Source organism: Nocardioides sp. LHG3406-4 (genome assembly GCF_049897745.1).
Taxonomy (GTDB): Bacteria; Actinomycetota; Actinomycetes; order Propionibacteriales; family Nocardioidaceae; genus Nocardioides.
On the sequence record NZ_JAFCWV010000004.1, the window covers coordinates 35298 to 58683 of the forward strand.

Annotated in this window: 24 protein-coding genes; 13 read left to right on the plus strand and 11 right to left on the minus strand. The window is 72.0% G+C overall.

Annotated features, from left to right (window positions below):
- The first annotated feature begins 43 nt into the window (after nucleotides 1-43).
- Genes ACP7BP_RS14420 through ACP7BP_RS14430 form a run of 3 tightly spaced genes read left to right on the plus strand, consistent with a single transcriptional unit; the run spans nucleotide 44 to nucleotide 4835 of the window.
- Nucleotides 44-1672 (plus strand): acyl-CoA carboxylase subunit beta, encoded by a 1629-nt coding sequence (locus ACP7BP_RS14420; protein WP_426246219.1) that lies wholly within the window; start codon nucleotides 44-46, stop codon nucleotides 1670-1672.
- A 5-nt stretch (nucleotides 1673-1677) separates the two neighbouring features.
- On the plus strand, nucleotides 1678-3666 hold the full coding sequence (locus ACP7BP_RS14425; RefSeq protein ID WP_426245504.1) for an acetyl/propionyl/methylcrotonyl-CoA carboxylase subunit alpha: 1989 nt from the start codon (nucleotides 1678-1680) through the stop codon (nucleotides 3664-3666).
- Nucleotides 3663-4835 (plus strand): acyl-CoA dehydrogenase family protein, encoded by a 1173-nt coding sequence (locus tag ACP7BP_RS14430; RefSeq protein WP_426245505.1) that lies wholly within the window; start codon nucleotides 3663-3665, stop codon nucleotides 4833-4835. Before ACP7BP_RS14425 ends, ACP7BP_RS14430 begins: the two co-directional genes overlap by 4 nt.
- On the opposite strand, the gene ACP7BP_RS14435 is transcribed toward ACP7BP_RS14430, so the two are convergent.
- Nucleotides 4829-6220, minus strand: coding sequence for an FAD-binding oxidoreductase (locus ACP7BP_RS14435; protein WP_426245506.1), 1392 nt, complete (start codon nucleotides 6218-6220; stop codon nucleotides 4829-4831). The genes ACP7BP_RS14430 and ACP7BP_RS14435 overlap by 7 nt on opposite strands.
- A gap of 114 nt (nucleotides 6221-6334) precedes the next feature.
- Here ACP7BP_RS14435 and ACP7BP_RS14440 point away from each other — a divergent pair, with 114 nt between their 5' ends.
- Entirely contained in the window at nucleotides 6335-6997 is a 663-nt protein-coding gene (locus tag ACP7BP_RS14440) for a winged helix-turn-helix transcriptional regulator (RefSeq protein WP_426245507.1), read from the plus strand.
- Nucleotides 6998-7033: 36 nt separating this feature from the next.
- Here the strand turns inward: ACP7BP_RS14440 and ACP7BP_RS14445 are convergent, their stop codons facing one another.
- Nucleotides 7034-7900 (minus strand): GNAT family N-acetyltransferase, encoded by an 867-nt coding sequence (locus ACP7BP_RS14445; protein WP_426245509.1) that lies wholly within the window; start codon nucleotides 7898-7900, stop codon nucleotides 7034-7036.
- Nucleotides 7901-7985: 85 nt separating this feature from the next.
- Here ACP7BP_RS14445 and ACP7BP_RS14450 point away from each other — a divergent pair, with 85 nt between their 5' ends.
- Nucleotides 7986-8354: an MmcQ/YjbR family DNA-binding protein gene (locus tag ACP7BP_RS14450; protein ID WP_426245511.1), complete on the plus strand. Its 369-nt coding sequence runs from the start codon at nucleotides 7986-7988 to the stop codon at nucleotides 8352-8354.
- 33 nt (nucleotides 8355-8387) lie between these two features.
- Here ACP7BP_RS14450 and ACP7BP_RS14455 read toward each other — a convergent pair whose 3' ends face one another.
- Genes ACP7BP_RS14455 through ACP7BP_RS14470 form a run of 4 tightly spaced genes read right to left on the minus strand, consistent with a single transcriptional unit; the run spans nucleotide 8388 to nucleotide 9816 of the window.
- Complete coding sequence (locus ACP7BP_RS14455; protein WP_426245512.1) at nucleotides 8388-8783, minus strand: VOC family protein; 396 nt, start codon at nucleotides 8781-8783, stop codon at nucleotides 8388-8390.
- 9 nt (nucleotides 8784-8792) lie between these two features.
- A complete protein-coding gene (locus ACP7BP_RS14460; protein ID WP_426245513.1) occupies nucleotides 8793-9362 on the minus strand; it encodes a protein-L-isoaspartate O-methyltransferase family protein in 570 nt (189 codons plus the stop codon).
- 6 nt (nucleotides 9363-9368) lie between these two features.
- The gene (locus ACP7BP_RS14465; protein ID WP_426245514.1) at nucleotides 9369-9578 is read right to left on the minus strand and encodes a hypothetical protein; all 210 of its coding nucleotides are present in this window, start codon (nucleotides 9576-9578) and stop codon (nucleotides 9369-9371) included.
- Nucleotides 9571-9816, minus strand: a complete 246-nt coding sequence (locus ACP7BP_RS14470) for a hypothetical protein (RefSeq protein ID WP_426245516.1) — start codon at nucleotides 9814-9816, stop codon at nucleotides 9571-9573. The genes ACP7BP_RS14465 and ACP7BP_RS14470 overlap by 8 nt, the downstream gene beginning before the upstream one ends.
- Before the next feature lie 159 nt (nucleotides 9817-9975).
- Between ACP7BP_RS14470 and ACP7BP_RS14475 the strand changes: the two genes are divergently transcribed.
- From ACP7BP_RS14475 to ACP7BP_RS14490, 4 genes are read left to right on the plus strand one after another with little or no spacing between them, the layout of a single operon-like run.
- The gene (locus ACP7BP_RS14475) at nucleotides 9976-10443 is read left to right on the plus strand and encodes a phage holin family protein (protein WP_426245518.1); all 468 of its coding nucleotides are present in this window, start codon (nucleotides 9976-9978) and stop codon (nucleotides 10441-10443) included.
- Nucleotides 10440-10757 (plus strand): DUF3618 domain-containing protein, encoded by a 318-nt coding sequence (locus tag ACP7BP_RS14480; protein ID WP_426245520.1) that lies wholly within the window; start codon nucleotides 10440-10442, stop codon nucleotides 10755-10757. The genes ACP7BP_RS14475 and ACP7BP_RS14480 overlap by 4 nt, the downstream gene beginning before the upstream one ends.
- A complete protein-coding gene (locus ACP7BP_RS14485) occupies nucleotides 10754-11881 on the plus strand; it encodes a YihY/virulence factor BrkB family protein (RefSeq protein WP_426245522.1) in 1128 nt (375 codons plus the stop codon). Before ACP7BP_RS14480 ends, ACP7BP_RS14485 begins: the two co-directional genes overlap by 4 nt.
- A gap of 23 nt (nucleotides 11882-11904) precedes the next feature.
- Nucleotides 11905-12201, plus strand: coding sequence for a DUF4235 domain-containing protein (locus ACP7BP_RS14490; RefSeq protein ID WP_426245523.1), 297 nt, complete (start codon nucleotides 11905-11907; stop codon nucleotides 12199-12201).
- Nucleotides 12202-12253: 52 nt separating this feature from the next.
- Here ACP7BP_RS14490 and ACP7BP_RS14495 read toward each other — a convergent pair whose 3' ends face one another.
- From ACP7BP_RS14495 to ACP7BP_RS14515, 5 genes are all read right to left on the minus strand, one after another.
- Complete coding sequence (locus ACP7BP_RS14495; RefSeq protein WP_426245524.1) at nucleotides 12254-12958, minus strand: anti-sigma factor; 705 nt, start codon at nucleotides 12956-12958, stop codon at nucleotides 12254-12256.
- Nucleotides 12955-13674: an ECF RNA polymerase sigma factor SigK gene (sigK, locus tag ACP7BP_RS14500; RefSeq protein ID WP_426245525.1), complete on the minus strand. Its 720-nt coding sequence runs from the start codon at nucleotides 13672-13674 to the stop codon at nucleotides 12955-12957. The genes ACP7BP_RS14495 and sigK overlap by 4 nt, the downstream gene beginning before the upstream one ends.
- A gap of 18 nt (nucleotides 13675-13692) precedes the next feature.
- Entirely contained in the window at nucleotides 13693-14364 is a 672-nt protein-coding gene (locus tag ACP7BP_RS14505; RefSeq protein ID WP_426245527.1) for a fasciclin domain-containing protein, read from the minus strand.
- A 73-nt stretch (nucleotides 14365-14437) separates the two neighbouring features.
- Nucleotides 14438-15958, minus strand: coding sequence for a molybdopterin-dependent oxidoreductase (locus ACP7BP_RS14510; protein WP_426245528.1), 1521 nt, complete (start codon nucleotides 15956-15958; stop codon nucleotides 14438-14440).
- A gap of 157 nt (nucleotides 15959-16115) precedes the next feature.
- On the minus strand, nucleotides 16116-17117 hold the full coding sequence (locus ACP7BP_RS14515; protein ID WP_426245530.1) for a type IV toxin-antitoxin system AbiEi family antitoxin domain-containing protein: 1002 nt from the start codon (nucleotides 17115-17117) through the stop codon (nucleotides 16116-16118).
- 211 nt (nucleotides 17118-17328) lie between these two features.
- On the opposite strand from ACP7BP_RS14515, the gene ACP7BP_RS14520 reads away from it, so the two are divergent.
- From ACP7BP_RS14520 to ACP7BP_RS14535, 4 genes are all read left to right on the plus strand, one after another.
- Nucleotides 17329-18075, plus strand: a complete 747-nt coding sequence (locus ACP7BP_RS14520) for an enoyl-CoA hydratase-related protein (RefSeq protein WP_426245531.1) — start codon at nucleotides 17329-17331, stop codon at nucleotides 18073-18075.
- 65 nt (nucleotides 18076-18140) lie between these two features.
- A complete protein-coding gene (locus tag ACP7BP_RS14525; protein ID WP_426245533.1) occupies nucleotides 18141-20315 on the plus strand; it encodes a HelD family protein in 2175 nt (724 codons plus the stop codon).
- Nucleotides 20316-20403: 88 nt separating this feature from the next.
- A complete protein-coding gene (locus ACP7BP_RS14530; protein ID WP_426245534.1) occupies nucleotides 20404-22191 on the plus strand; it encodes a polysaccharide biosynthesis protein in 1788 nt (595 codons plus the stop codon).
- Nucleotides 22188-23345, plus strand: coding sequence for a DegT/DnrJ/EryC1/StrS family aminotransferase (locus ACP7BP_RS14535; RefSeq protein WP_426245536.1), 1158 nt, complete (start codon nucleotides 22188-22190; stop codon nucleotides 23343-23345). The genes ACP7BP_RS14530 and ACP7BP_RS14535 overlap by 4 nt, the downstream gene beginning before the upstream one ends.
- Nucleotides 23346-23386 lie beyond the last annotated feature (41 nt).

The following is a 23386-nucleotide window of genomic DNA, read 5'->3' on the forward strand; positions in this document are numbered from 1 at the left end:
CGCGTCTGCCGCGACCGACCCGACCTCGAGGAACAGGGCGGCGATGCTGGCCAGGATCGCCGACCTCGACGCCGAGCACGCCAAGGCGGTGGCCGGCGGCGGCGCGACGTACGTCGACCGCCACCACGCACGGGGCAGGCTGCTGCCGCGCGAGCGGATCGAGCTGCTCGTCGACGCGGGCTCGGCGTTCCTCGAGCTCTCGCCGCTCGCCGGGTGGGGCTCCGACTTCGCCGTCGGCGCGAGCCTGGTCACCGGCATCGGCGTGGTCGAGGGCGTGGAGTGCATGATCACGGCCAACGACCCGACCGTGAAGGGCGGCGCGAGCAACCCGTGGACGGTGAAGAAGGGCTTCCGGGCCGCGCAGATCGCTGCCGAGAACGGCCTGCCCACCATCTCGCTCGTCGAGTCGGGCGGCGCCGACCTGCCGACGCAGAAGGAGATCTTCATCCCCGGCGGCAAGGTCTTCCGCGACCTCACCCGGTCCAGTGCCGCGAACGTGCCGACCATCGCGCTGGTCTTCGGCAGCTCCACAGCCGGTGGCGCCTACGTGCCGGGCATGAGCGACTACACGGTGATGGTCAAGGAGCAGGCCAAGGTGTTCCTCGGCGGGCCGCCCCTGGTGAGGATGGCAACCGGTGAGGAGTCCGACGACGAGTCCCTCGGCGGCGCCGAGATGCATGCGCGCACCTCCGGCCTCGCCGACTACCTGGCCACCGACGAGGCCGACGCGATCAGGATCGGTCGCCGGATCGTCGCGAGGCTCAACTGGCGCAAGGCGGTGCCGGGGGTGGCGGAGGTCCCGGTGGGCCCCGCAGGTTTCGAGGCTCAGGCGCCGGGGCGCCTTCGCACCTCAACCAGCGGGTACGCCGAGCCGGACGCCGATCCCGACGAGCTCCTCGACCTCATCCCCACCGACCTGCGCGAGCCCTTCGACCCGCGTGAGGTGATCGCGCGCATCTGCGACGGTGTGAGCCCGACCAACGGGGTGGCCTTCGACGAGTTCAAGCCGCTCTACGGCGCCTCCCTGGTCACCGGCTGGGCCCGGCTGCACGGCCGCCAGATCGGCATCCTGGCCAACGCCCAGGGCGTGCTCTTCAGCGAGGAGGCGCAGAAGGCGACGCAGTTCATCCAGCTGGCCAACCAGGTCGACGTACCCCTGCTCTTCCTGCACAACACGACCGGCTTCATGGTCGGCAAGGAGTACGAGCAGGGCGGCATCATCAAGCACGGCGCCCAGATGATCAACGCCGTCTCCAACAGCCGGGTCCCGCACCTGAGCGTGATCATGGGCGCCTCCTACGGCGCCGGCAACTACGGCATGAACGGCCGCGCCTTCGACCCGCGCTTCCTCTTCACCTGGCCGAGCGCGAAGTCGGCGGTGATGGGCCCGGCGCAGCTGGCCGGCGTGCTGTCGCTGGTCGCCCGCGCGGCCGCGGAGGCCAAGCAGCTGCGAGGGGGGCCGGCGTACGACGAGGAGGCCGACGCCGGCATGCGCGCGTTCATCGAGCAGAGCGTCGAGGAGCAGAGCCTGCCCTTCTTCTTGTCGGGCATGCTCTACGACGACGGCGTGATCGACCCGCGCGACACCCGCACCGTGCTGGGCATCTGCCTGTCGGTGATCGACACGGTGCCGTACGCCGGCACCGACCGCTTCGGCGTCTTCAGGATGTGAGCGAGATGATCCAGATCCAGCTGGTGGCCGTGGCCAACCGTGGCGAGATCGCCCGGCGGGTCTTCGCCACCTGCCGCCGGCTGGGCATCGAGACGATGGCGGTCTTCTCCGACGCGGACGCCGACCTGCCCTTCGTCGCCGAGGCCGACTACTCGGCCCGGCTGCCGGGCGTGACGCCGGCGGAGACCTACCTGCAGGGTGAGCGGATCGTGCGCCTGGTGCGCGGCTCCGGCGGGCAGGCGGTCCATCCCGGCTACGGGTTCCTCAGCGAGAGCGCCGACTTCGCGCGCGCCGTGATCGACGGCGGTCTCGTCTGGATCGGTCCGCCGCCGGAGGCGATCGAGGCGATGGGGTCGAAGGTCCGCGCCAAGGAGCTGATGCGCGCGGCGGGGGTGCCGGTGCTCGACGACCTCGCCCCCGAGTCGGCCACCGAGGCCGACCTGCCGCTGCTGGTGAAGGCGAGCGCGGGGGGCGGCGGACGCGGGATGCGCCTCGTACGCACCCTCGAATCGCTGCCGGCCGAGATCGCGGCGGCCAGGGCGGAGGCCGCGTCGGCGTTCGGGGACGGGACCGTCTTCGTCGAGCCCTACGTCGAGCGGGGCCGGCACGTCGAGGTGCAGGTGCTCTGCGACCAGCACGGCAACGCCGTCGCGCTCGGCGACCGCGACTGCTCGCTCCAGCGGCGTCATCAGAAGGTGATGGAGGAGGCGCCCGCGCCCGGGCTCGCCGACGACGTGCGGGCGGAGATGCACGCCGCCGCGCTCGCGGCCGCCCACGCGGTCGGCTACACCAACGCCGGCACCGTCGAGTTCCTGTACGACGCGGCGTCGGGGCGGTTCTTCTTCCTCGAGATGAACACCCGGCTGCAGGTCGAGCACCCGGTCACCGAGTGCGTCACCGGCGTCGATCTGGTGGCGGCGCAGATCGCGGTCGCCGAGGGCCGGACGCTGGCCGAGATCCTGCCCGGCGGTGCGCCGGCCCCTTCCGGTCACGCCGTCGAGGTGCGCCTCTACGCCGAGGACCCGGCGGCCGACTGGCAGCCGACGGCGGGGCGGCTGGCGCGCTTCGAGATCCCCGCCGACACCGAGCTTGGGCTGCTGTCCCGCCACGGCATCCGGGTGGACGCCGGGTTCACGTCCGGCGACGAGATCGGCACCCACTACGACGCCATGCTGGCCAAGGTCGTCAGCTGGGGCCCCGACCGCCTCTCGGCCCTGCGCGCCCTGCGGGGAGCCCTGCGCCGGTCACGGCTGCACGGGGTCAGCACCAACCGCGACCTCCTCGACGCCGTGCTCCAGGATCGCGACGTCGCGACCGGCGCGATGACCACAAGCCTCCTGGAGCGGCGGCTCGTCACGGAGTTCCGCGACCTCGCGCCGAGCGGCGACCCGGAGCTCGCCCCGTTCGTCGCGGCCGTCGCCCTGGCCGCCCGCGACGCCGAGCGCCGGACGGTGCAGCGCGGCATCCCGGTCGGCTGGCGCAACGTGCCCTCCCAGCCGCACCGCACCGTCTTCGCCGTCGACGGCATCGACGAGCCCGTCACGGCCGAGTGGTACGCCGGTCGCGACGGCTACCGCCACCCGGAGCTCGAGGACCTGCGCGTGCTGGTGGCCACCCCGACGCAGGTCGTCATCGAGCGCGGCGGCTACCGCCAGTCCATCGACGTGCACATCGATCCCGTCAGCGGCCAGGTGTTCCTCGACGACGACGCCGTGGTGCGGCAGCGACTCAGGCCGCTGCCACGGTTCACCGACCCCGCCGACGCGGTGGCCAGCGGGTCCTTGCTGGCGCCGATGCCGGGCACCGTCGTGAAGGTGGTGCTCGAGCCGGGTTCGAGCGTCGCCGCGGGCGACGTCGTACTCGTCCTGGAAGCCATGAAGATGCAGCACCCGGTGAGCGCGCCGACCGACGGCACGGTCACCGAGATCAACGTCGAGCCGGGCGCGCAGGTGGCCGCGGGCGACGTCCTAGCGATCGTGGAGGAGCACCCATGACCACCTACACCGAGTCCGACGAGCGTCGCGAGCTGCGCAGGCAGGTGGCCAAGCTGGCCGGCACCTACGGCCGCGAGTGGTTCACCGAGCGGGCCCGCGCGGGCGAGAAGACGACCGAGCTGTGGCAGGAGATCGCCCGCCACGGCTACCTCGGCATCAACCTCCCCGAGGAGTACGGCGGGGGTGGCGGCGGCATCGGCGACACCGCCGCGGTCTGCGAGGAGCTCGCGGCGCAGGGCTGCCCGCTGCTGCTGATGGTCGTCAGCCCCGCGATCTGCGGCACGATCATCGCCCGCTACGGCACCGACGAGCAGAAGCGGAGGTGGCTGCCCGGCATCGCCGACGGCACCGGCACCATGGCCTTCGCGATCACCGAGCCCGACGCCGGCACCAACTCCCACAACATCACCACGACGGCCCGGCGCGACGGCGACGAGTGGCTGCTGACCGGGCGCAAGATCTACATCTCCGGGGTCGACGAGGCCGACCACGTGCTCGTCGTGGCCCGCACCGAGGACGCGCGGACCGGCAGGCTCAAGCCGTGCCTGTTCGTGGTGCCGACCCACGCCGAGGGCTTCGAGGCGCGGCCGATCCCGATGGAGATCGTGTCGCCGGAGCTGCAGTTCCAGGTGTTCCTCGACGACGTGCGGCTGCCGGCCCACGCGCTCGTCGGCGACCCCATGAATGTCGGGGACGCCGGGCTCGTGCAGCTCTTCGCGGGGCTCAACCCGGAGCGGATCATGGCGGCCTCCTTCTCCACCGGCCTGGCGCGGTTCGCGCTCGACCGGGCCGCGGCGTACGCGAAGGAGCGGGTGGTCTTCAAGACTCCCATCGGCGCCCACCAGGCCATCGCGCACCCGCTGGCCCAGAGCCACATCGAGATCGAGCTGGCCCGGCTGATGACGCAGAAGGCCGCCGCCCTCTACGACGCCGGCGACGACCTGGCGGCGGGAGAGGCGGCCAACATGGCCAAGTACGCCGCCGCCGAGGCCGCCTGCGACGCCGCGGACCGTGCCGTGCAGGCGCACGGTGGCAACGGCATCACCCAGGAGTACGGCATGGCCGGCCTGCTGGTCGCCACCCGCGCCGGCCGGATCGCCCCGGTGAGCCGCGAGATGATCCTCAACTACGTCGCGATGCACTCCCTCGGCCTGCCCAAGTCCTACTGAGGCGGGATGTTGGCGTTCTGGTTGAAGAAGTTGGTCGGGTCGTACGCCGCCTTGAGCGCCGTCAGCCTGGTCCACTGGGCCGGGCTGTAGGCCTCGCGCACCCGATGGTGGGCGTCGTCGCTGGTGAAGTTCACGTAGACGCCGCGGCTGTGCGGAGCGAGCTCGTCGAAGAAGCCGCGCACCCATGCCCGGTGCCGGTCGGCCTCCCCGGCCTGCTCGGGCAGCCAGGAGGCCACGATGTTGATGTCGTGGGAGGCGTCGCGGTGGGGGAACGCGGTGGCGTCGTCGGGCACCCGCGCCATGGCGCCGCCGAAGCTGAAGATCGGCACCGACGACATCGGCGAGCTGATCTTCTCCAGGTTGGCGCAGATCACCGAGATGACCTCGTCGGTGAGCGGGCCGAGCCGGTGCGACTTCCAGTAGTAGTGCCGGCCGTGCGGCACCGCCGGGTCGAGCATCTTCTGGTGCGCCGTGTAGGCCTTGGTGGTGACGGAGTCGACGACCGGCGTGCCCAGTGCGCGCAGCGGGCGCAGCACCTCCTCGCCCTCCTCGATCGCACCCGCCCAGGTGACGACCATCCCGATGATCGGCTTGCCGTGGACGCTCTCGGGGAAGACCGGGAGCGGTGGCGCGAGCCGCAGGTTGGCCATCAGGCCGAGCTCGTCGGGCGCGTCGGCGATGAAGTCGCGCAGGAAGGCCAGCACCGTGGGTGCCTGGTCGGCGGGCCACGCGATCAGGCCGGCCAGGATGCTCGGGCCGAGCGGCTGCAGGTCGAAGGTGAAGCTGGTGACGACGCCGAAGTTGCCGCCGCCCCCGCGCAGGCCCCAGAAGAGGTCGGGGTTCTCGTCCGCGCTGGCGGTGAGGCGCTCGCCGTCGGCGGTGACGATGTCGCACGAGCGGAGTGCGTCGATGGCCAGCCCGAACTTCCGCATCAGGTGGCCGATGCCGCCGCCGAGCGTCAGGCCGGCGACCCCGGTGTGGCTGACGAAGCCGCCGGTGACGGCCAGGCCGAACGCCTGGCTCTCGCGGTCGACGTCGGCGTTGAGGCAGCCGCCCTCGACCTGGATGGTGCGCGCCGCCGGGTCGACCCGGGTGCCGCTCATGGCGGACAGGTCGACGACGAGGCCGTCGTCGATGACGGCGTGGCCGGCGACCGCGTGGCCACCGCCCCGGACCGAGGCCGGGAGCCCCTGCTGGCGGGCGATCCGGACGGCGGCGGCCACGTCGGCCGCTCCCCGGCAGCGCGCGATCAGGACGGGCCGGCGCTGGATGTCGCCGTTCCAGACCTGCCGCGCCGCGTCGTACGACGGGTGGTCTCGGTCGATGAGCTCGCCGGCGAAGTCGGCGGCGAGGGCCTCGGTGGGTGAGGCGACGAGTGTCGACATGAGCGTTCTCCTCCGTGGATCTGGTCTGTGTATCCACGGTCGGGCCGGAACGGCGGATCCGCGAGTATCGGATCTGTACTAGTACAGATCCCATATCGGACCTACCGTCTGGAGATGACGACGTACGGACAGTTCTGCCCGGTGGCCATGGCCTCCGAAGTGCTGACCGAGCGCTGGACACCGCTCGTCGTGCGCGAGCTGCTGTGTGGCAGCACCCGGTTCAACGACCTCCGTCGCGGGGTCCCGCTCATGTCGCCCGCGCTGCTGTCCAAACGCCTCAAGACCCTCGAACGGGTGGGCGTCGTGGAGCGGCGCGGCAACGACTACCTGCTCACCCCGGCCGGCGAGGAGCTGCGCACCGTCATCGAGTCGCTCGGTGTCTGGGGACAGCGCTGGGCGCGCGGCGACGTGGTCGCCAAGAAGTACGACGCGTCGCTGCTCATGTGGGACATCCACCGCAACGTCGACGTCTCCGCGCTCCCCGAGGAACGCGTGGTGGTGCACTTCCACCTGCAGGGCTCGACCGATCGGAAGAGCCACTTCTGGCTGGTGCTGGAGGCTCCGACGGTCGACCTGTGCCTCACCGATCCCGGCCACGACGTCGACGTGATGGTCGCCGGGCACATCAAGACTATGGTCGACTACTGGATGGGCCGGGTCGACCTGATGTCCGCGGTGCGCGCCGGCGAGCTGGTCGTCGCGGGGCCGCGGCCGCTGGTGAAGGCGCTGCCCACGTGGTTCACCCGAAGCCTGTTCGCGCCGGTGCCCCTGCCCTGACCTGCCACGCTGGTGCGCGCTCAGTAGCCGACGGTGTCATCCCAGCCGGCGGAAGTCGGTGACCTCGCCGAGGTCGCGAAAGCCGGCCGAGGCGTAGGCCGCGACGGCGCCGACGTTGCTGCTCGGCGTGCAGACGGTCGCGCTGGACGCGCCCATCTCTCGCAGGGCGGCGGCCGCCGCGAGCGAGATGGCCGTGCCGTACCCGTGACCCCGATGGTCCCGGTGAACACCCAGTGGCTCGAGCAGGCCCGGTCGGCCGCGCCCGGCGGACCAGACCGTCACCACGGCGACCGGGTCCGCGTGCGCGTCGTAGCCGACCAGGCACCGGGCCCGGCGGTAGGCCGAGCTGGCGGCCATCGCCTGCCAGCGCTCGAGGGTGAACGTCGAGCTGGGGAAGGCCGCCCGCTGCACGGCCACCCGTGCTGGTGCGCGGTCCGCGTCGACGACCTCGACCCGGAGGCCGGAGTCCTCCACCTCGTCGGTGAGGTCACGACGCAGTGGCGTCCACGGCTCGTCCGGCACCCATCCGCTCTGGTCGAGGAGCTCTCGGAAGGCAGTCCCGGACCGGGCCTCGACGCTCGCGCTGCGGGCGGGCAGCACCCCGTGCGCCGGGTCAGACAGGTCGGCCAGGAGCCGGGCGGCGAACGTCCCGTCCCGGTCGACATCCGGTGCGATGCCCATCCGGATCAACCCCGCGTCCTCGACGAGGCCGACAGCCACGATCCGGCCGTCACGACGCCATACCCGAACGACCCCGGCGAGCTCCTCCGCGCCCAGCCGCTGGTTCCACCCGAGGTCACCCGGGTGAAGCTGGACCGGCCCGCCCTCCCGTTGCCAGGACGCCACTGCCTCGACGACCTCGTCCAGCACGGCAACGGTCGCGGTCTGCAGGGTGATCGCCATGCCCCCGATCCAACGCCACCCGACAGCGGTGACGCACGTGGGTTTCCACCGAGCGGCTGTCGGTGGGGCGTGACAGGCTGGCCGCGTGGCCGAGAGACCCGCAGTGCCGGTGCAGATGCTGCGGAGCATCGACGCGATCCTGTCCGCCCTGCCCGAGTGCCGCCAGGAGGATGCCTGGGTGGGCCTCCGCTGGCGGGTGGGCTCGGCCACGGTGGCGCACGTCTTCGGCGGCGAGGACCAGCTCTTCCGGATCACCTTCCGCGCCGAGCTCGACGAGATGATGGCCTTCGAGCACCTCGGGCCGCCGTACTTCCGTGGCTCCTGGGGACGCAACGTGGTCGGCCTGCTGCTCGACGACGGCACCGACTGGGAGGAGCTGGCGGAGCTGCTCACCGACTCCTACTGCCTGCAGGCGCCCGCGCGGCTCGTCGAGCAGGTGCCGCGACCCGGCTGAGCCCGGTGTAGGTGCGTCTTCTTCAAAGCGTCGTCAGGACGTCTTCGCCACCACGGAGACCAGGTGTCCGGCAGGGTCCCGGAGCCAGCCGGCCCGGTTGCTGCCGAAGTCGTGGGGCTCGCGGACCGGTGTCGCGCCCCAGCCGACGAGCCCGGCGTACGCCGCGTCCGCGTCGGCGCACCACAGCGTCACGTCGCACTGCGCGGGGCCGGCGACGAGGTCGAGCCCGTGCATCGCGGCACCCGCGGCCCTGCGGGCCACCCCGAGCTTGAGGCCGCCGAGCGTCATCTCGACGTGGTCCGGCGGGCCGTCCTCGGGGGTGCGGAACGTCTCGGTGAAGCCACAGGCCTGCGTGTAGAAGTCGACGCTCGGCTGCACCTCGTCGGCGAAGAGGTTGATCTGGCCAGCAGTGAACCCAGCAGTGATCATGCCGACAGACTAAGAGGAGGAGGTCCGCAGCGGAACGAAGCGGTAGCGGCCGTGCTCGGTCACGTCGACGTCGTCACCGTCGCGGCGGACCCGCTGCATGACCCCGCCGACGGGGATCACCATCAGGCCGCCGTCGGCCAGCTGGTCGACCAGCTCCGCCGGCAGTTGGCCGGCCTCGGCGGACACCAGGATCCGGTCGTACGGCGTCCGGTCGGGCGCGCCGAGGGCGCCGGGTGCGGCCCGCTCGATCGAGGCCCACGGCTGGTCGGTGGCGGCGAGGTTGGCCGCCCCGAACTCGACGAGGTCAGGCTCCAGCTCGACCCCGACCACCGAGCCGGTCGGACCCACCAGGTACGCGAGCAGAGCCGTCGTCCAGCCCGAGCCGGCCCCCACGTCGAGCACGCGCTGACCCGTGCGCACGTCGAGGAGGCGAAGCATGTCCTCGACGGTGCGCGGCTGGGAGTTGGTCTGGCCGCGACCGATGTCGAGCGGGCCGTCGTAGTCCTGCCGCCGGCGAACGTCGTCAGGCAGGAAGCCGGCCCTGGGCATGGCCGCGAACGCGGACCGCACTGCGTCCATGCCGGATCAGGGTCGCAGCGGGTCCGAGAAGTCGTCGACCACGGCGTCGTCGTCCTGGTTGGACTCGTCCTCGAGCGTCCACTCCGTGTCGCCGTCGGGCGCGTAGCGACTGCCCGTGTCGGGCGACGTCACCGTCTCGTCGGCCACGTGCTCGCCGGCGGGCAGACCGTCGGCGACGGGGTCGTCCTGGCCCGCCTCCGCGCCGTACTCACTCATCGCCCTCACCCGGCCCCGGGTCGAGCGTGGGGCGGTCGGCCTTGGGCGCCAGGCCGTCCGGGTTCTCCTCCTGACCGCCCCGAGCCTGCTCCGGCGGTGCGTCCGTGGGCGGCGGAGTGTGCGAGGTGTCGCGCACCCCGGTGGTGCCCAGGTGACCGTGTCCGGTGGGGCCGACCCGCTCGCTGCTGACACCCATCCCGTCATCGGTGGCGACCGACTGATCCTCCTCGTGCCGCATCGCTGCTCCTCTCGTCGCGCTAGCGCTCGACATTACGCCGAGCCGGTCACGGGCACGAGCCGAGCGCAGCATGAGGTCGCGGGCTTTGGGCACCGGTACGGATACGGACTCGATGCGCCCCCCGCCACCGAAGGCACCGCATCCCGGGAAGGAGCCCTCGTGACCGACAGCCCAGACTTCGACAACAGGCCCATCGAACCCTCGACAGGGGCCACCCGCTCGACCGCGGCGCTGCCGGACGCCTCGGCCGCCACGACCGGCCAGCTCGTCTCTCGCCTGTCCGAGGAGCTGTCCGAGCTGGTGCGCGGTGAGCTCCAGCTCGCGAAGGTCGAGATGACCAGCAAGGCGAAGCACGCCGGCTTGGGCGCCGGTCTCTTCGGCGGCGCGGGAGTCATCGCGCTGTACGGCGTCGGCGCGCTCATCGCCACCGCGATCTTGGCGCTCTCCCTCGTCCTGGATGCGTGGCTGGCGGCGCTGATCGTCGCCGTCGTCCTCTTCATCGTGGCCGGCGTCGCCGCGCTCCTGGGCAGGAGTCAGGTCCAGGAGGCCACCCCAGCGAGCCCGACGGAGACCGTGGCGAGCGTCAAGCAGGACGTCCAGGCAGTCAAGGAGGCACGAGAGCGATGAGCGATCCTTCAGGCACCGACCGCGGTGGCGAGCCCGGGAAGCACGAGCTCGAGGTCGATGCGATCGAGACCGATATCGCCCGCACCCGCGAGCAGCTCGCGGCGACCGTCGACGAGCTCACCGACCGCCTCGACGTGAAGTCCCGCATCAAGGGGCGGGTGGAGCAGACCAGGCACGATGCGACCCTGCGGGTCCAGGAGTTGCGTGCCCGGGCCACCGACGCCGAGGGCCGGCCGACTCCCCCCGTGATCGCCGGTGCCGTCGCCGCCGCGGCCCTGGTGGCTCTCGCCGTCTGGTGGCGGACGCGACGATGAAGCTGCCCTTCGGCTCCGGGTCCTCCGATGCCGACCGCCCCGAGGAGGGCGCGCAGGAGTCGACCGCCACCGCCGCCTCCACCACGGCGGAGAAGTCCCGGACGGCGCCGGAGCCGGACGCGCCGTCCAAGCCGGGGTCGCCGACGGACATCAAGAAGCCGTCCTGGCTCTACGTCCTGCGCAGGACGGTGCGGGAGTACTCCGCCGACGAGTGCACCGACCTCGCGGCGGCGCTCACCTACTACGCCGTCCTCGCATTGTTCCCGGCCGCCATCGCCATCTTGTCGCTGGTCGGGCTCGTGGGCCAAGGACAGCAGACGGTCGACACGCTGCTCCAGATCCTGCGCGACATCGGCGCGTCGTCGGCGGCAGACACGTTGCAGCCGACGCTCGACGAGCTCGCGACGACCCAGGGTGCCGGCGTCGCGCTGGTGATCGGCCTGGCGGTCGCCCTGTGGTCCGCCTCCGGGTACGTCGGCGCCTTCGGCCGCGGCATGAACCGGATCTACGAGGTCGGCGAGGGCCGGCCGATCTGGAAGCTGCGGCCGGTCATGCTGCTGGTCACGCTGATCACCGTCGTGCTGGTCGCGGTCGTGGCCCTGGGCCTAGTCCTGACCGGCCCGGCAGCGCGGGCCGTGGGCGACGCGCTCGGGCTCGGCTCGAGCGTCGTGACGGTGTGGAACATCGCGAAGTGGCCGGTGCTGCTCGTGGTCGTCGTCCTGATCGTCGCGCTGCTCTACTACGCCACGCCCAACGTCCGGCAGCCGAGGTTCCGCTGGATCAGCGTCGGGGCCTTCGTGGCGATCCTCGTCTGGGTGGTCGCGTCGGCGGCCTTCGGGTTCTACGTCTCGAACTTCTCGAGCTACGACCGGACCTACGGTTCGCTGGCGGGCGTCATCGCGTTCCTCCTGTGGCTGTGGATCACCAACCTCGCCCTCCTCTTCGGCGCCGAGCTCGACGCCGAGCTCGAGCGGGGCAGGCAGCTGCAGGCCGGCATCGCGGCCGAGGAGACGATCCAGCTGCCGCCTCGCGACACCCGCAAGACCGACAAGGCCGAGAAGAAGGAACGTGAGGACGTCGAACGCGGTCGTCGGCTCCGCGTCTCCCGCGGCCGTCACCAGTAGCACCGGAATCCAGGAGAGGCGCCATGCGACAGGAAGCACGCAGCAGCAAGTCCGCCAAGATCCTCTATCGACCGTGGGGCCTGATTGGCAGCCTCGCCGGCGGTCTGGTCGCGGGCCAGGTCTTCCAGCAGGTGTGGAGGGCCGCGGCTCCCGGTGACCGGGAGGACCCGCCCAAGCCGCTGGAGTCGGAGTACCGGCTGCGTCAGATCCTGGTCGCCGCCGTCGTGCAGGGCGCGATCTTCTACCTGGTGAAGGCGCTCATCCAGCGCGGCGGCGCCAGGGTCTTCCAGCGGTGGACGGGCGAGTGGCCCGGTGACTGAGCACGGTGATTGAGCACGGTGACTGAGCCCAGTGGCCCGGCCGGCGCCGCGCTCAGGCCTTCTCGAACTTGAACAGCACGACCGGCTCGGTCGAGGGCTCCGGGGACCCGCCGTCGGGCTCGACGGTGATGCCGGCGCCCACGGCGTCGGAGGCATCGCCCTCGAGGAGCACGGTCTGGTCCTCGCGGTCGGGCATCAGGCCTGCGGGTTCCATCACGCCCTCGGGCGACTGGAGCCACAGCTCGTAGACCTTCCCGGCGGGAGCGGCTGGCATGTCGCGGGTGACCAGGACGGCTCGGCCCTCCCGCTTGGAACGCACGAGGGTGGCCTCTGCGCCGGCCACCTCGGCCGAGACCTCCTCCGCGTCGGGGGCCTGGAGCACCCGGTCGGCGGCGGTGAGGGTCACCGACGTGTCGTCGTCGCGCCAGGGCTGCCAGGTCGCGCCGAGCCCGACGGCGATCAGGACCGCCGCGGCGGCTGCCAGAAAGGGCACCCACCGGCGCTTCGCGGGCGACTGGCGGGTGACGAGGGGCGGCAGCGGACGCACCGTGGAGATGCCGGCCAGGACGGCCGTACGCATCTCGGGGGGAGGCTCGACCGGGGTCGCCGAGGCGAGCATGGCGGCGGCGGCCCGGAGGCCGTCGACCTCGGCACGGCAGTCGGCGCAGCCGGCGAGGTGCTCCTCGAAGCGGGCCCGCTCCAGGTCGTCGACCGCGTCGACGGCGTAGGCGCCGACGAGGGCGTGGATGTCACTCATGAGCCGCTCCCATCGTGTGGTGCCCTGTGTTGTGCGCTGTGTTGTGCGCTGTGTTGTGCGCTGTGTTGTGCGCTGTGTTGTGCGCTGTGTGGTCCCTCGGGTGGCGCCCCGGGTCGGTCGTCGTCTCGCCCCATCGCGTCGCGCAACCTGATGAGTCCGTCCCGGATCCGTGTCTTCGCCGTCCCCAGGGGCAGGTCGAGCATCGTGGCCACCTCGCTGTGTGTGTATCCCCCGAAGTATGCGAGCTCGAGCGCGGTGCGCTGGGCGACGGTCAGGTCCGACATCGCCCGCCTGACGCGCTGGCCCTCGATCAGGGTCGCCGCCGACTCGGCGGTGGTGTCGTGGGCGACGGTGTGGCTGGTCTGGTGGTACGACGTGTCTCGCCGGCTCGCGGCCTCGGCCGACCTGACCCGGTCGACCGCCTTGCGGTGCGAGATCGTGAGGATCCACGAGATCGCGCTGCCCCGTGCGGCGTCGAAGCGGGCGGCGGTCCGCCAGGTCTCGAGGAAGATCTCCTGGCTGACCTCCTGGGCCTGGGCCGGGTCGCGCACCACCCTGAGCACGAGTCCGTAGACCCTGGCAGCGACCGCGTCGTACAGCCGGGCGAATGCTGCCTCGTCGCCCAGCGACGATCGTCGTAGCAGCTCCGTGAGGTCTGCCGCGTCCGTGCCGTCCGATGAGCTGTCACCGGACGGCACGGACGAGAGGCCGCTCATGCGATTCATTCTGCCTGGTCAGGAGGGCATGAGGACGGAGTCGACGATGTAGACCGTGGCGTTCGCCGTGGGGATGTTGCCGCAGATGACGTTGGCCATGGTGCCGGCGCCCGCGTCGACGGTGAACGCGTCACCGCTGCCCTCGACGGTGACCATGTCCTTGTTGAGGGTCTCGTGCTCGCCGGCCAGGGTGTCCGTGGTGAGCGCGCCACCCACGACGTGGTGCGTCAGGATCTGGGTCAGCAGAGCCTTGTCCTTGAGCACGGCCTTGAGGTCCTTGGCCGGGATCTTGTCGAACGCGTCGTTGCTCGGGGCGAAGACGGTGATGTCCTCCGCCGAGTTGAGCGTGTCGACGAGGCCGGCCTTGGTGACGGCCGTGACGAGCGTCGAGAGGAGCGGGTTGGCCGAGGCCGCGTTGGCCACGGGCTCGGTCGCCATGCCGTTGAAGGACGCGGGGCCGTCGGTCGGGACGGCCGCGCAACCCTCGCCGAAGGTCTGCGCGCCGGCGTCGTCGGCAGGAGCGCTCTCCTCCATCGGCTCCTCCGAGGGGGCCTCCGCCGGGGCCGAGCTCTCGGTGTCGGCGGCGGCAGCTGCTGAGTCGTCTTCCCCACCACAGGCGCTGAGGCCGAGCGACAGGGTCAGTGCGAGGACGGCGAGGGAGCCGCCCGTACGGATCGTGGTGCGCTTCATGGTCGAGCCTTTCGTCGGGTTTCTGTGCGGTGTCTGGTGAGTGGTTCGGTGCGGTCGGCGGAGCGGATTGGATCTACTCGACGAAGACCGTGACTTCCTGGATGCCGTTGGAGCCCGCCGGGAACGGCGTCGCCCGGGCGGGGCTCTGCACGTCGCCGTCCTGGGTGGTCGCCCGGACCGCGAGCAGGTGCGTTCCGACCGGGGCCTCCCAGGCGAGGTACCACTGGCGCCAGTAGTCGACGTTGACCTCAGGGCCGAGCTCGGCCCGCTGCCAGGCGCCGCCGTCGATGCGGACCTCCACGCTCTTGATGCCGCGGGTCTGAGCCCACGCGACGCCCCCGATGGCCGTCCTGCCCGGCTTGACCCGCGCGAGCGGCTTGGGGGTGTCGATGCGGCTCGACACCTTGATCGGTGCGTCGACGGCCCAGTCGCGCTGTGTCCAGTAGGCCGACCGCTCGGCGTACGTCGTGAGCGTGAGCCTGGTCAGCCACTTGGTGGCGCCGACGAAGCCGTACAGGCCGGGCGTGATGAGCCGGCACGGGAAGCCGTGCTCGCGAGGCAGCGGCTCGCCGTTCATGCCGACGACGACCATCGCGTTGCGCCCGTCGGTGGCGACCTCGAGCGGTGTGGAGATCGTGAAGCCGTCGACGTCGGTCGAGAGGATCTGGTCGGCCGCGTCTCGGATCCCCGCCTGGCCGAGCAGCCGGACGAGTGGGACGCCGAGCCAGCGCGCGCCGCCGACGTACCGGCCGCCGACGTCGTTGCTGACGCAGGTCATGGTGATGTCGTGCTCCTCGAGCGGCATCCTCATCAGGTCGTCGAAGGTGAAGGTGAGCTCGCGATCGACGTCGCCGTCGATGGTGAGCGTCCAGGAGTCGACGTCGACGATCGGCAGCGTGAGCCGGGTGTCGACGCGGTAGAAGTCGGCGGTGGCCGTGCGCAGCGGCGTGATGCCCGGGTGCCTCTCGTCGAGTCCGGCCGGCAGCGGCCGGGTCCTCCTGGCGGCCTGCGGCAGCGTGATGTCGGCGATCCTGGTGCGCGCTCGGGCGACCCACTCGCCGGCTACGGCGACCACGAGCGCGCCTGCGCCGACGCCCAGCAGGTCGCGCCGCGACAGCCGGGGACCGGCCGCGGTGGCGTCGGGACCGCGCGACGGGCGGATGATCACGGCCAGGGCGAGCACTCCCACGACCGCGGCGACCACGGCCGGCACGGCGTCGACGAGGCTCGCGGTGGGCCTGGCCAGGGCCGCGGCCCCCGCCAGGCCGGTGAGCAGGACGAGCAGGCCGGCGCCGAGGGCGAACCGGCGCCGGGCGAGCACGCCCGCGATCCCGGCCAGCACGAGCGTGCCGGCGACGACCGAGCCGAGCAGGATCGGCTTGTCGGCGGTGCCGAACGTGCTGATCGCCCACTCCTTGACCGGCGTGGGCGTGAGGTCGATGACCGTGGAGCCGACCGAGACCACCGGGCTGGTGGCCGGGTCGGTGACCGCTGCCGTCAGGTGCGCGGCGGCCAGCCCCGCCAGCGTGCCCAGCACCCCGGCGGCGGCCGCGGGGATGCCGGTTCTCAGGGAGCTGCGCAGTCCGTCGGCCATACCGGTCGTTCGTCGCGGAGCGCCTGGCGGATTGCCCTTGTAACGCGCAGTTATGACCACTGAGAGCCATGTCTGCGGGGGTCCCAGTGCTCATAACTGCGCGTTACATGAAGCGGGCACGCCGGAGCGCCCCGTGGTCCGGGGGAGCGAGGGGGCGTCAGCCGGCGAAGCGGTACGGCGCCAGGTCGGCCGCGTCGGTGCCGAAGAGGCGACACGTGGCGGCGTACTCCCCGGCGAGGCGGGCCCGCGTGAAGTCCCAGCGACGAGCCATCAGGTCGGCCCAGACGACTCGCGAGACGCCGAGACGGTGTGCGGCGATCCAGTCCTGCCGCAGCTTCTCCTGCCACACGACCTCTGCGGGGTCGGTGCCGGCGTGGCCGCCGCGGTCGGCGGGCTGGTACTTGACCCGACCGTCGAACTCGAAGACATGGCGACCCAGGACCACGTCGCAGTAGGCCGTGCGGGAGCCGTCGCTGAGCCGGAGCTGGGTCTGGGGGCGCCCCTGCCCCAGCTCGAGCACCATCAGCCGCATCAACGACTCACCGGGGCCGTCGGCGCCGGAGTCCGCGTTGCCGATGGCGCGGCGGGCGGTGCGCACGCCGGGCCAGTTGGCCATCGGCTCCACGGCGGCTCGCAGGCTCGCCCGGGAGGCCCCCAGCCGGAGCGCGGCGTCGCACGCGACCAGGCCCGCTCGCTCGCCCGAGCAGCGGGCGACATCGACCGCCGTACGAGCCAGGTCGAGCACGGCGAACCCGTTGCGCTCGACGACCTGGTCGTCGCGGAAGACCGCCTTGTGGTGCACGACGCCACCGCGTCGCCGACTGCCCAGGACGCCGGGCCGGGTGATGTGAGGCAGGAACGGCTCGGGCAGCAGCACGGGCATCGCGTGCTCGAGGGCCGCCGACTCGTGGGAGAGGACGTGCTCGGTCCACATGTTCAGGCTCGCGGCCCGCGACAGAAGTCGGCACTGCTCGCCGCGGGTACGTGCTTGCGCCCAGTCGGCGGCGGGGGCATAGACGCCGCGGTGGGCGCGCACCCACTCGCCGCTGTCCACCAGCGCCTTCACGTCGCGCGGCTCGAGGCCGGCCGACATCGCCATCGCGTGCGTGATGAGTCCGTGGGGGCCGGGCAGCACTGCCGGCAGCAGGTCGAGGCGCATCGCCGCACCCTGCCGTCGTACGTCGGGCGCCGGTGCGCGAGAGAGGGGTGCGTGTGGATGACCCTCGATCGGGGGTCCCTGTGGATGGCTAGCGGCCGCCCTCGTCCTTGTAACGCGCAGTTATGCCATCTGGGCGCCCGGTCTGCGGGTGTCCCAGTGTCATTAACTCCGCGTTACAAGGAAGGCGACCCCGGCTGACAGGATGGCCGGCATGAACACGCTCGTGCAGTACGACGCCAGCGGGCCCCGCGCCACGATCACCCTCGACTCGCCGCACAACCGCAACGCCCTGTCGCGGCAGCTGGTCACCGAGCTCGGCGGCCACCTCGAGCGGGCAGCGGGCGACCAGGACGTCCGGGTGGTGCTGATCCGCAGCAGCGGGAAGGTGTTCTGCTCCGGTGCCGATCTGTCGGAGGCGACCGCCGACGGCATGGAGGAGGGCGCCCGGCGCATCGTCGACCTGCAGCGGCTGATCGTCACGATGGACAAGCCGGTGGTGACCGCCAACCTGGGCGCCGTGCGCGCCGGCGGCATCGGCGTCGTCGCCGCGGCGGACGTCGCCATCAGTGCCGACGACGCCACCTTCGCGCTCACCGAGGTCAAGCTCGGGCTGGCCGCGGCCATCATCAGCCTGACCGTGCACCACCGCATGCACCCGCGCGCCGCGGCGCTGACCACGCTGGGCGGTGAGGTCTTCACCGGAGCCGAGGCCGCGGCGTACGGCCTGGTCACGAAGGCCGTGCCGGCGGCCGACCTCGACGCCGAGGTCGACCGGGTGTGCGAGAGCCTCGCCGGTGGCACGGCCCAGGGTCTGCGCGAGTCCAAGCGCATCCTCAACGCCGACCTGGTCGCGCGGATCGAGGCCCGCGGCGCCGAGATGGCCGCGCTCAGCGCGAGGCTGTTCGCCACCGACGAGGCGCGCGCGGCCATGACGGCCTTCTTGTCCCGGAAGCGATAGTCCCTGCCCCTGCCCGGTAGAGTTCTCCCTTTGCCGGTTCACGGAAGCGTTGGGGGAAGCAGGAGTTGGCTGAACAGGTCGAGCAGCGGGAGATCGCTGCCGAGCAGGCATTCGTCGACCGGGTCTACGTGCAGCTGGAGCGCTCCGCCACGGCGGCCGCCCAGCTGGCGACCGAAGGTCACGGACGCGCCCACCTCGGACACGAGGGCGGGCTGGTCGAGCGCGACGCGATGGTGTTCCAGGCGGCTCGCCGGATCGCCCAGCTCGACGCGGCCCACGAGGGGCTGGTCTTCGGCCGCCTCGACCTCGACGCCGGCTTCGACCCCGAGCCCCGCTACATCGGTCGCATCGGGCTGCGCGACGACCAGCGCGACTCCATCCTGATCGACTGGCGCGCCCCGGCCGCCGCCGTGTTCTACCAGGCCACGGCGGCCGACCCGCAGCAGGTCGTACGCCGCCGGGTGCTGCGCTCGGAGCACCGAACCGTGGTCGGGGTCGAGGACGAGCTGCTCGACGCCGAGAACCCCGCCGCGGCCGACCTGCCCGTGGTCGGCGAGGGCGCGCTGATGGCACAGCTCTCCCGCGCGCGGGACCGCTCGATGCACTCCATCGTCGCGACCATCCAGGCCGAGCAGGACCGGGCGATCCGCGCGCCGGGCCGCGGCGTGGTCTCGATCTCGGGTGGCCCGGGCACCGGCAAGACCGTCGTCGCGCTGCACCGGGCGGCGTACCTCCTCTACTCCGACCGCCGCCGCTACGAAGGCGGCGGCGTGCTGGTCGTGGGCCCGAGCGGCGTCTTCATGCGCTACATCGAGCGCGTCCTGCCCAGCCTCGGCGAGACCGCGATCGCGTTGCGCAGCCTCGGCGAGGTCGTCGACGGCGTGCGGGCGACCCGTCACGACGAGCCCGCGGTGGCCGACGTCAAGGGCTCCGAGCGGATGGCCGAGCTGGTCCGGCGTACGGCGCGGCAGCAGGCGCCCGGCAGCCCCCGGGAGTTCTCGGTCTTCTGGCGCGACGACCGCATCCACCTCGACCAGGCCGTCCTCGGCAGGGTACGTCGCCGGCTGATGACGCAGGGTCCCCGCAACCGGCAGCTGTCCCGGGTGGCGGCGAGCCTCCTCGACGCCATGTGGCGCCAGGTGCGCGGTGAGCGCGGGCGCGAGCGGGGCCGGGAGTACTTCGACGAGGAGATGCTCTCCAACCAGGCCTTCGTCGACTTCGCCGTGTCCTGGTGGCCCCCGCTCGACGCGCTGACGGTACTCGGCTGGCTGCGCGACCCGGAGCTGCTGGCCCGCGTCGGCGACGGCGTCGTGAGCGACGAGGATCAGCGGCTGCTCGCCAAGTCGTGGAACGGGAGCGGCCTCAGCGTGGAGGACGTGCCGCTGCTCGACGAGCTCCGCTACGCCCTCGGCGACGTGCCGCAGCACACCGAGGAGGACGACACCCTCGTCGCGTCGCGGGGCGACGTCGACCTGCAGGAGCTCACCACCGCCTCGGAGCGCGAGTACGCCCCGAGCGGCCGGGCGTGGGCGCCGCCCACGCACCGGATCGAGGACGACGGGTTCGCCCACGTGCTGATCGACGAGGCGCAGGACCTCACCCCGATGCAGTGGCGGATGGTCGGCCGCCGCGGCCGCGGGGCGAGCTGGACGATCGTCGGTGACCCGGCGCAGTCGTCCTGGCCGGTGCCCGAGGAGTCCGCGCGCGCCCGTGCAGAGGCCCTGGCGGGCAAGGCGCTGCACGAGTTCCACCTCTCCACCAACTACCGCAACTCCTCGGAGATCTACGAGTACGCCGCGGCCTACGCCCGCCGCGTCGGGCTCGACGCAGACCTGCCGACCGCCGTGCGCTCCACGGGGGAGGCGCCCCGGGAGGTGGTCGGCGGCGACGATCTCGAGTCGGCGACCCGCGAGGCGGTCGCCCGGACCGCCGGCCAGGTGGCCGGCACCGTCGCGATGGTCGTACCCGCGGCCCGACGCAGCGAGGTCAACGCCTGGTTGGCGGGCTGGCCGGAGTTCGCCGACGACGCCCCTGGCGCCCGCTCGGCGGTCGACTCGTCGGTCGCACCGAGTGGTGAGGACCGCATCGTGGTGCTGACCGGTCTCGACACCAAGGGCCTGGAGTTCGACGGGATCGTGGTGGTGCGTCCCGACGAGATCGAGGCGGAGTCGGCGACGGGGCGGGCCACGCTCTACGTCGTGCTCACCCGGGCCACCCAGCTGCTGACCACCGTTCGCTGAAATCGGGGATGACCGGGGCTTCGCGATACGATCCGAGCGAGCCAGTCCGGGGAAACCCGCGCCACCGTCACTGTTCGGGGGAAACACCATGAGCGCGCAGTACGCCGACGACCGAGACGGGCGAGGAATGATCCTCTCCATCCCGTGGGTGCGCCGCGGAGCACTCGCGGCGCTCGACGTGGCGAGCTGGAGCATCGCGCTGGCCGTGATCATCGGCATCCGTCTCGACTTCACCATCACCGACGTCCAGTGGGCGTCCGTGCTGCGCTACTGGCTGACGGTGGGCGTGCTCCTCATCGCCATCGGATACGCCACGAAGTTCTACCGCGGCCGGTTCCTCGTCGGCTCCTTCGACGAGGCCCTCGGGCTGGCGCTGCACATCGGCGTGGTCACGGTGATCACCATCCTGAGCGGCTCGGTGCTCTACCCCGGGCTGCCCCGCAGCATCCCCGTCCTGGTGCCGCCCGTCGCACTGCTGATCAGCGCCGCGTTCCGCTGGCTCTACCGCGCCTTCCGCGAGCGCACCGAGGAGACTGGTGCGGAGACGCTGCGCAACGCCGTGATCTACGGCGCGGGCGACGCCGGGCGCCAGGTCGCCAACCTGGTCCGCACCGACCCCCACCTGTCCTTCCGGATCGTGGGGTACGTCGACGACAACCCCGGCAAGCGCCACCTGAAGATCCACGGCGTGCCGGTGCTGGGCAGCGGCCACAACCTGGCATCGGTGGCCGCCGACTGTGGCGCCACCGCCGTCATCTTCGCCGTGCCTAACGCCGCCGGCGCCCTGATCGGTCGCGTGCAGGAGCAGGCCCAGGAGGCCGAGCTCGACTTCTTCGTGCTCCCGCGGGTCAGCGAGCTCATCGGGGGCCGCGTCGAGGCCACCGACATCCGTCCGGTGGAGATCGGCGACGTGCTGGGGCGCCACCAGGTGTCGACCGACCTGAGCGCCATCGCCGGGTACCTCACCGGCAAGCGCGTGCTCATCACCGGCGCCGGCGGGTCCATCGGCTCCGAGCTCGCGCGCCAGGTGCGCAGGTTCGGTCCGGCCACCCTCATCATGCTCGACCGCGACGAGTCGGCACTCCACGCTGTCCAGCTCTCGATCTACGGCCACGGCCTGCTCGACAACCCCGACACGGTGCTGGTCGACATCCGCGACTACGACAGCCTGCGCGAGGTCTTCGAGGACCAGAAGCCCGAGATCATCTTCCACGCCGCCGCCCTCAAGCACCTGCCGATGCTGGAGCGCTTCCCCAGCGAGGGCTGGAAGACCAACGTGCTGGGCACGCTCAACCTGCTCCGCCTCTCGGGCGAGTACGACGTCGAGCACTTCGTGAACATCTCCACCGACAAGGCAGCCGACGCCTCCAGCGTGCTCGGTGCCACGAAGCGCGCGGCAGAGCAGCTGACCGCCTGGCAGGCCCAGCAGACCAAGCGTCCCTACATCAGCGTGCGGTTCGGCAACGTGCTCGGCTCTCGCGGCTCGATGCTCCACACCTTCAACGCCCAGATCGCCGCCGGAGGGCCCATCACGGTCACCCACCCCGACGTCAGCCGCTACTTCATGACGATCCCGGAGGCGTGCGAGCTGGTCGTCCAGGCCGGCGCGGTGGGTCGTGCCGGTGAGGTGATGGTGCTCGAGATGGGTCAGCCCGTGAAGATCCTCGACGTCGCCAAGCGGATGATCGCCCTCTCCAACGCCCACAGCGTCGACATCGTGTTCACCGGCCTGCGGCACGGGGAGAAGCTGCACGAGAAGCTCTTCGGCGACGACGAGCGGTCCCGGACCACCGAGCACCCGATGATCAGGAGCGTCTCCGTGCCGCCGCTCGATCCGGCCGACCTCGACGACTTGGCCGCAGTGGGTCGCGCATGACGGCACGCATCTACCTGTCCTCGCCCGACGTCACCGAGCGTGAGGAGCAGGCGGTCGTCGGCGCGCTCCGCTCCGGCTGGGTCGCGCCCCTCGGCCCCGACGTCGACGCCTTCGAGGCCGAGCTGGCCGCCTTCACGGGTCGCAAGCACGCTGTCGCCCTCTCCTCCGGTACGGCGGCGCTCCACCTCGCTCTCCTGGGCGTGGGGGTCACTCCCGGCTCGGTGGTGGTCACCTCGAGCATGACGTTCGCCGCCACGGCCAACGCGATCACCTACACCGGGGCCACCCCCGTGTTCGTCGACTCCGACGAGACCGGCAACGTGGACCCTGCCCTGGTGGACAAGGCCATCGGCGACCAGAAGGCGCAGGGGGCGCACGTCTCGGCGCTGCTCCCGGTCGACCTCATCGGCAAGGTCGCCGACCACGTCGCGCTCGCAGAGGTGGCCGAGCGGCACGGCGTACCCCACGTCGTCGACGCCGCCGAGTCGCTGGGGGCCTTCCGCGAAGGACGACCGGCGGGGCAGGACGGCATCGCCTCCATCGTGTCCTTCAACGGCAACAAGATCATGACGACCTCGGGCGGGGGCGCGCTGCTCTGCGACGACGCCGACTTCGCCCGGCGGGTCCGCTACCTGTCGACGCAGGCCCGGCAGCCGGAGGTGCACTACGAGCACACGGAGACCGGCTTCAACTACCGGATGTCCAACCTCCTGGCCGCGCTCGGGCGTGCTCAGCTGGAGCGGCTGCCCGCCATGCTCGAGCGCCGCCGGGAGTGGCGCACGCGCTACCGCGCACTCTTCGCAGCGGTGCCGGGGGTGACCATGTTCGGCGGCGACGACGGAGCGACCGCGGACGCCGGCACGACCGTCGACAACTTCTGGCTCACCTCGGTGCTGGTCGACGCCGACCGCGCCGGCTGGACCTCCGACGACCTCCGGCTCCACCTCGCCGCGCACGACATCGAGGCGCGGCCGCTCTGGAAGCCGATGCACCTGCAACCGGTGTTCGCGTCCGCGCCGGCCTACGCCAACGGCACGTCGGAACGCTTCTTCCGCACCGGTCTCTCCCTGCCGAGCGGCTCCGCCCTGAGCGACGAGCAGTTCCAGTACGTGACGGAGACGATCGAGCAGTTCCTCCAGAAGGCATCCGGGTGAGCAGGGCGTGGGCCCGTACGTCGCCCAGGGCGCGCAGCGGC

Excerpts from the sequence above, each read along its gene's own strand:
- ACP7BP_RS14485 (WP_426245522.1), top strand. The coding sequence starts at position 10,754 with ATGAAGCTGCCCTTCGGCTCCGGGTCCTCCGATGCCGACCGCCCCGAG.
- sigK (WP_426245525.1), bottom strand. The coding sequence starts at position 13,674 with ATGAGCGGCCTCTCGTCCGTGCCGTCCGGTGACAGCTCATCGGACGGC.
- ACP7BP_RS14420 (WP_426246219.1), top strand. The coding sequence starts at position 44 with ATGCTGGCCAGGATCGCCGACCTCGACGCCGAGCACGCCAAGGCGGTG.
- ACP7BP_RS14445 (WP_426245509.1), bottom strand. The coding sequence starts at position 7,900 with ATGGCGATCACCCTGCAGACCGCGACCGTTGCCGTGCTGGACGAGGTC.
- ACP7BP_RS14530 (WP_426245534.1), top strand. The coding sequence starts at position 20,404 with ATGAGCGCGCAGTACGCCGACGACCGAGACGGGCGAGGAATGATCCTC.
- ACP7BP_RS14425 (WP_426245504.1), top strand. The coding sequence starts at position 1,678 with ATGATCCAGATCCAGCTGGTGGCCGTGGCCAACCGTGGCGAGATCGCC.
- ACP7BP_RS14520 (WP_426245531.1), top strand. The coding sequence starts at position 17,329 with ATGAACACGCTCGTGCAGTACGACGCCAGCGGGCCCCGCGCCACGATC.
- ACP7BP_RS14495 (WP_426245524.1), bottom strand. The coding sequence starts at position 12,958 with ATGAGTGACATCCACGCCCTCGTCGGCGCCTACGCCGTCGACGCGGTC.
- ACP7BP_RS14430 (WP_426245505.1), top strand. The coding sequence starts at position 3,663 with ATGACCACCTACACCGAGTCCGACGAGCGTCGCGAGCTGCGCAGGCAG.
- ACP7BP_RS14435 (WP_426245506.1), bottom strand. The coding sequence starts at position 6,220 with ATGTCGACACTCGTCGCCTCACCCACCGAGGCCCTCGCCGCCGACTTC.
- ACP7BP_RS14490 (WP_426245523.1), top strand. The coding sequence starts at position 11,905 with ATGCGACAGGAAGCACGCAGCAGCAAGTCCGCCAAGATCCTCTATCGA.
- ACP7BP_RS14535 (WP_426245536.1), top strand. The coding sequence starts at position 22,188 with ATGACGGCACGCATCTACCTGTCCTCGCCCGACGTCACCGAGCGTGAG.
- ACP7BP_RS14440 (WP_426245507.1), top strand. The coding sequence starts at position 6,335 with ATGACGACGTACGGACAGTTCTGCCCGGTGGCCATGGCCTCCGAAGTG.
- ACP7BP_RS14465 (WP_426245514.1), bottom strand. The coding sequence starts at position 9,578 with ATGAGTGAGTACGGCGCGGAGGCGGGCCAGGACGACCCCGTCGCCGAC.
- ACP7BP_RS14510 (WP_426245528.1), bottom strand. The coding sequence starts at position 15,958 with ATGGCCGACGGACTGCGCAGCTCCCTGAGAACCGGCATCCCCGCGGCC.
- ACP7BP_RS14505 (WP_426245527.1), bottom strand. The coding sequence starts at position 14,364 with ATGAAGCGCACCACGATCCGTACGGGCGGCTCCCTCGCCGTCCTCGCA.
- ACP7BP_RS14455 (WP_426245512.1), bottom strand. The coding sequence starts at position 8,783 with ATGATCACTGCTGGGTTCACTGCTGGCCAGATCAACCTCTTCGCCGAC.
- ACP7BP_RS14460 (WP_426245513.1), bottom strand. The coding sequence starts at position 9,362 with ATGGACGCAGTGCGGTCCGCGTTCGCGGCCATGCCCAGGGCCGGCTTC.
- ACP7BP_RS14480 (WP_426245520.1), top strand. The coding sequence starts at position 10,440 with ATGAGCGATCCTTCAGGCACCGACCGCGGTGGCGAGCCCGGGAAGCAC.
- ACP7BP_RS14470 (WP_426245516.1), bottom strand. The coding sequence starts at position 9,816 with ATGCGGCACGAGGAGGATCAGTCGGTCGCCACCGATGACGGGATGGGT.
- ACP7BP_RS14515 (WP_426245530.1), bottom strand. The coding sequence starts at position 17,117 with ATGCGCCTCGACCTGCTGCCGGCAGTGCTGCCCGGCCCCCACGGACTC.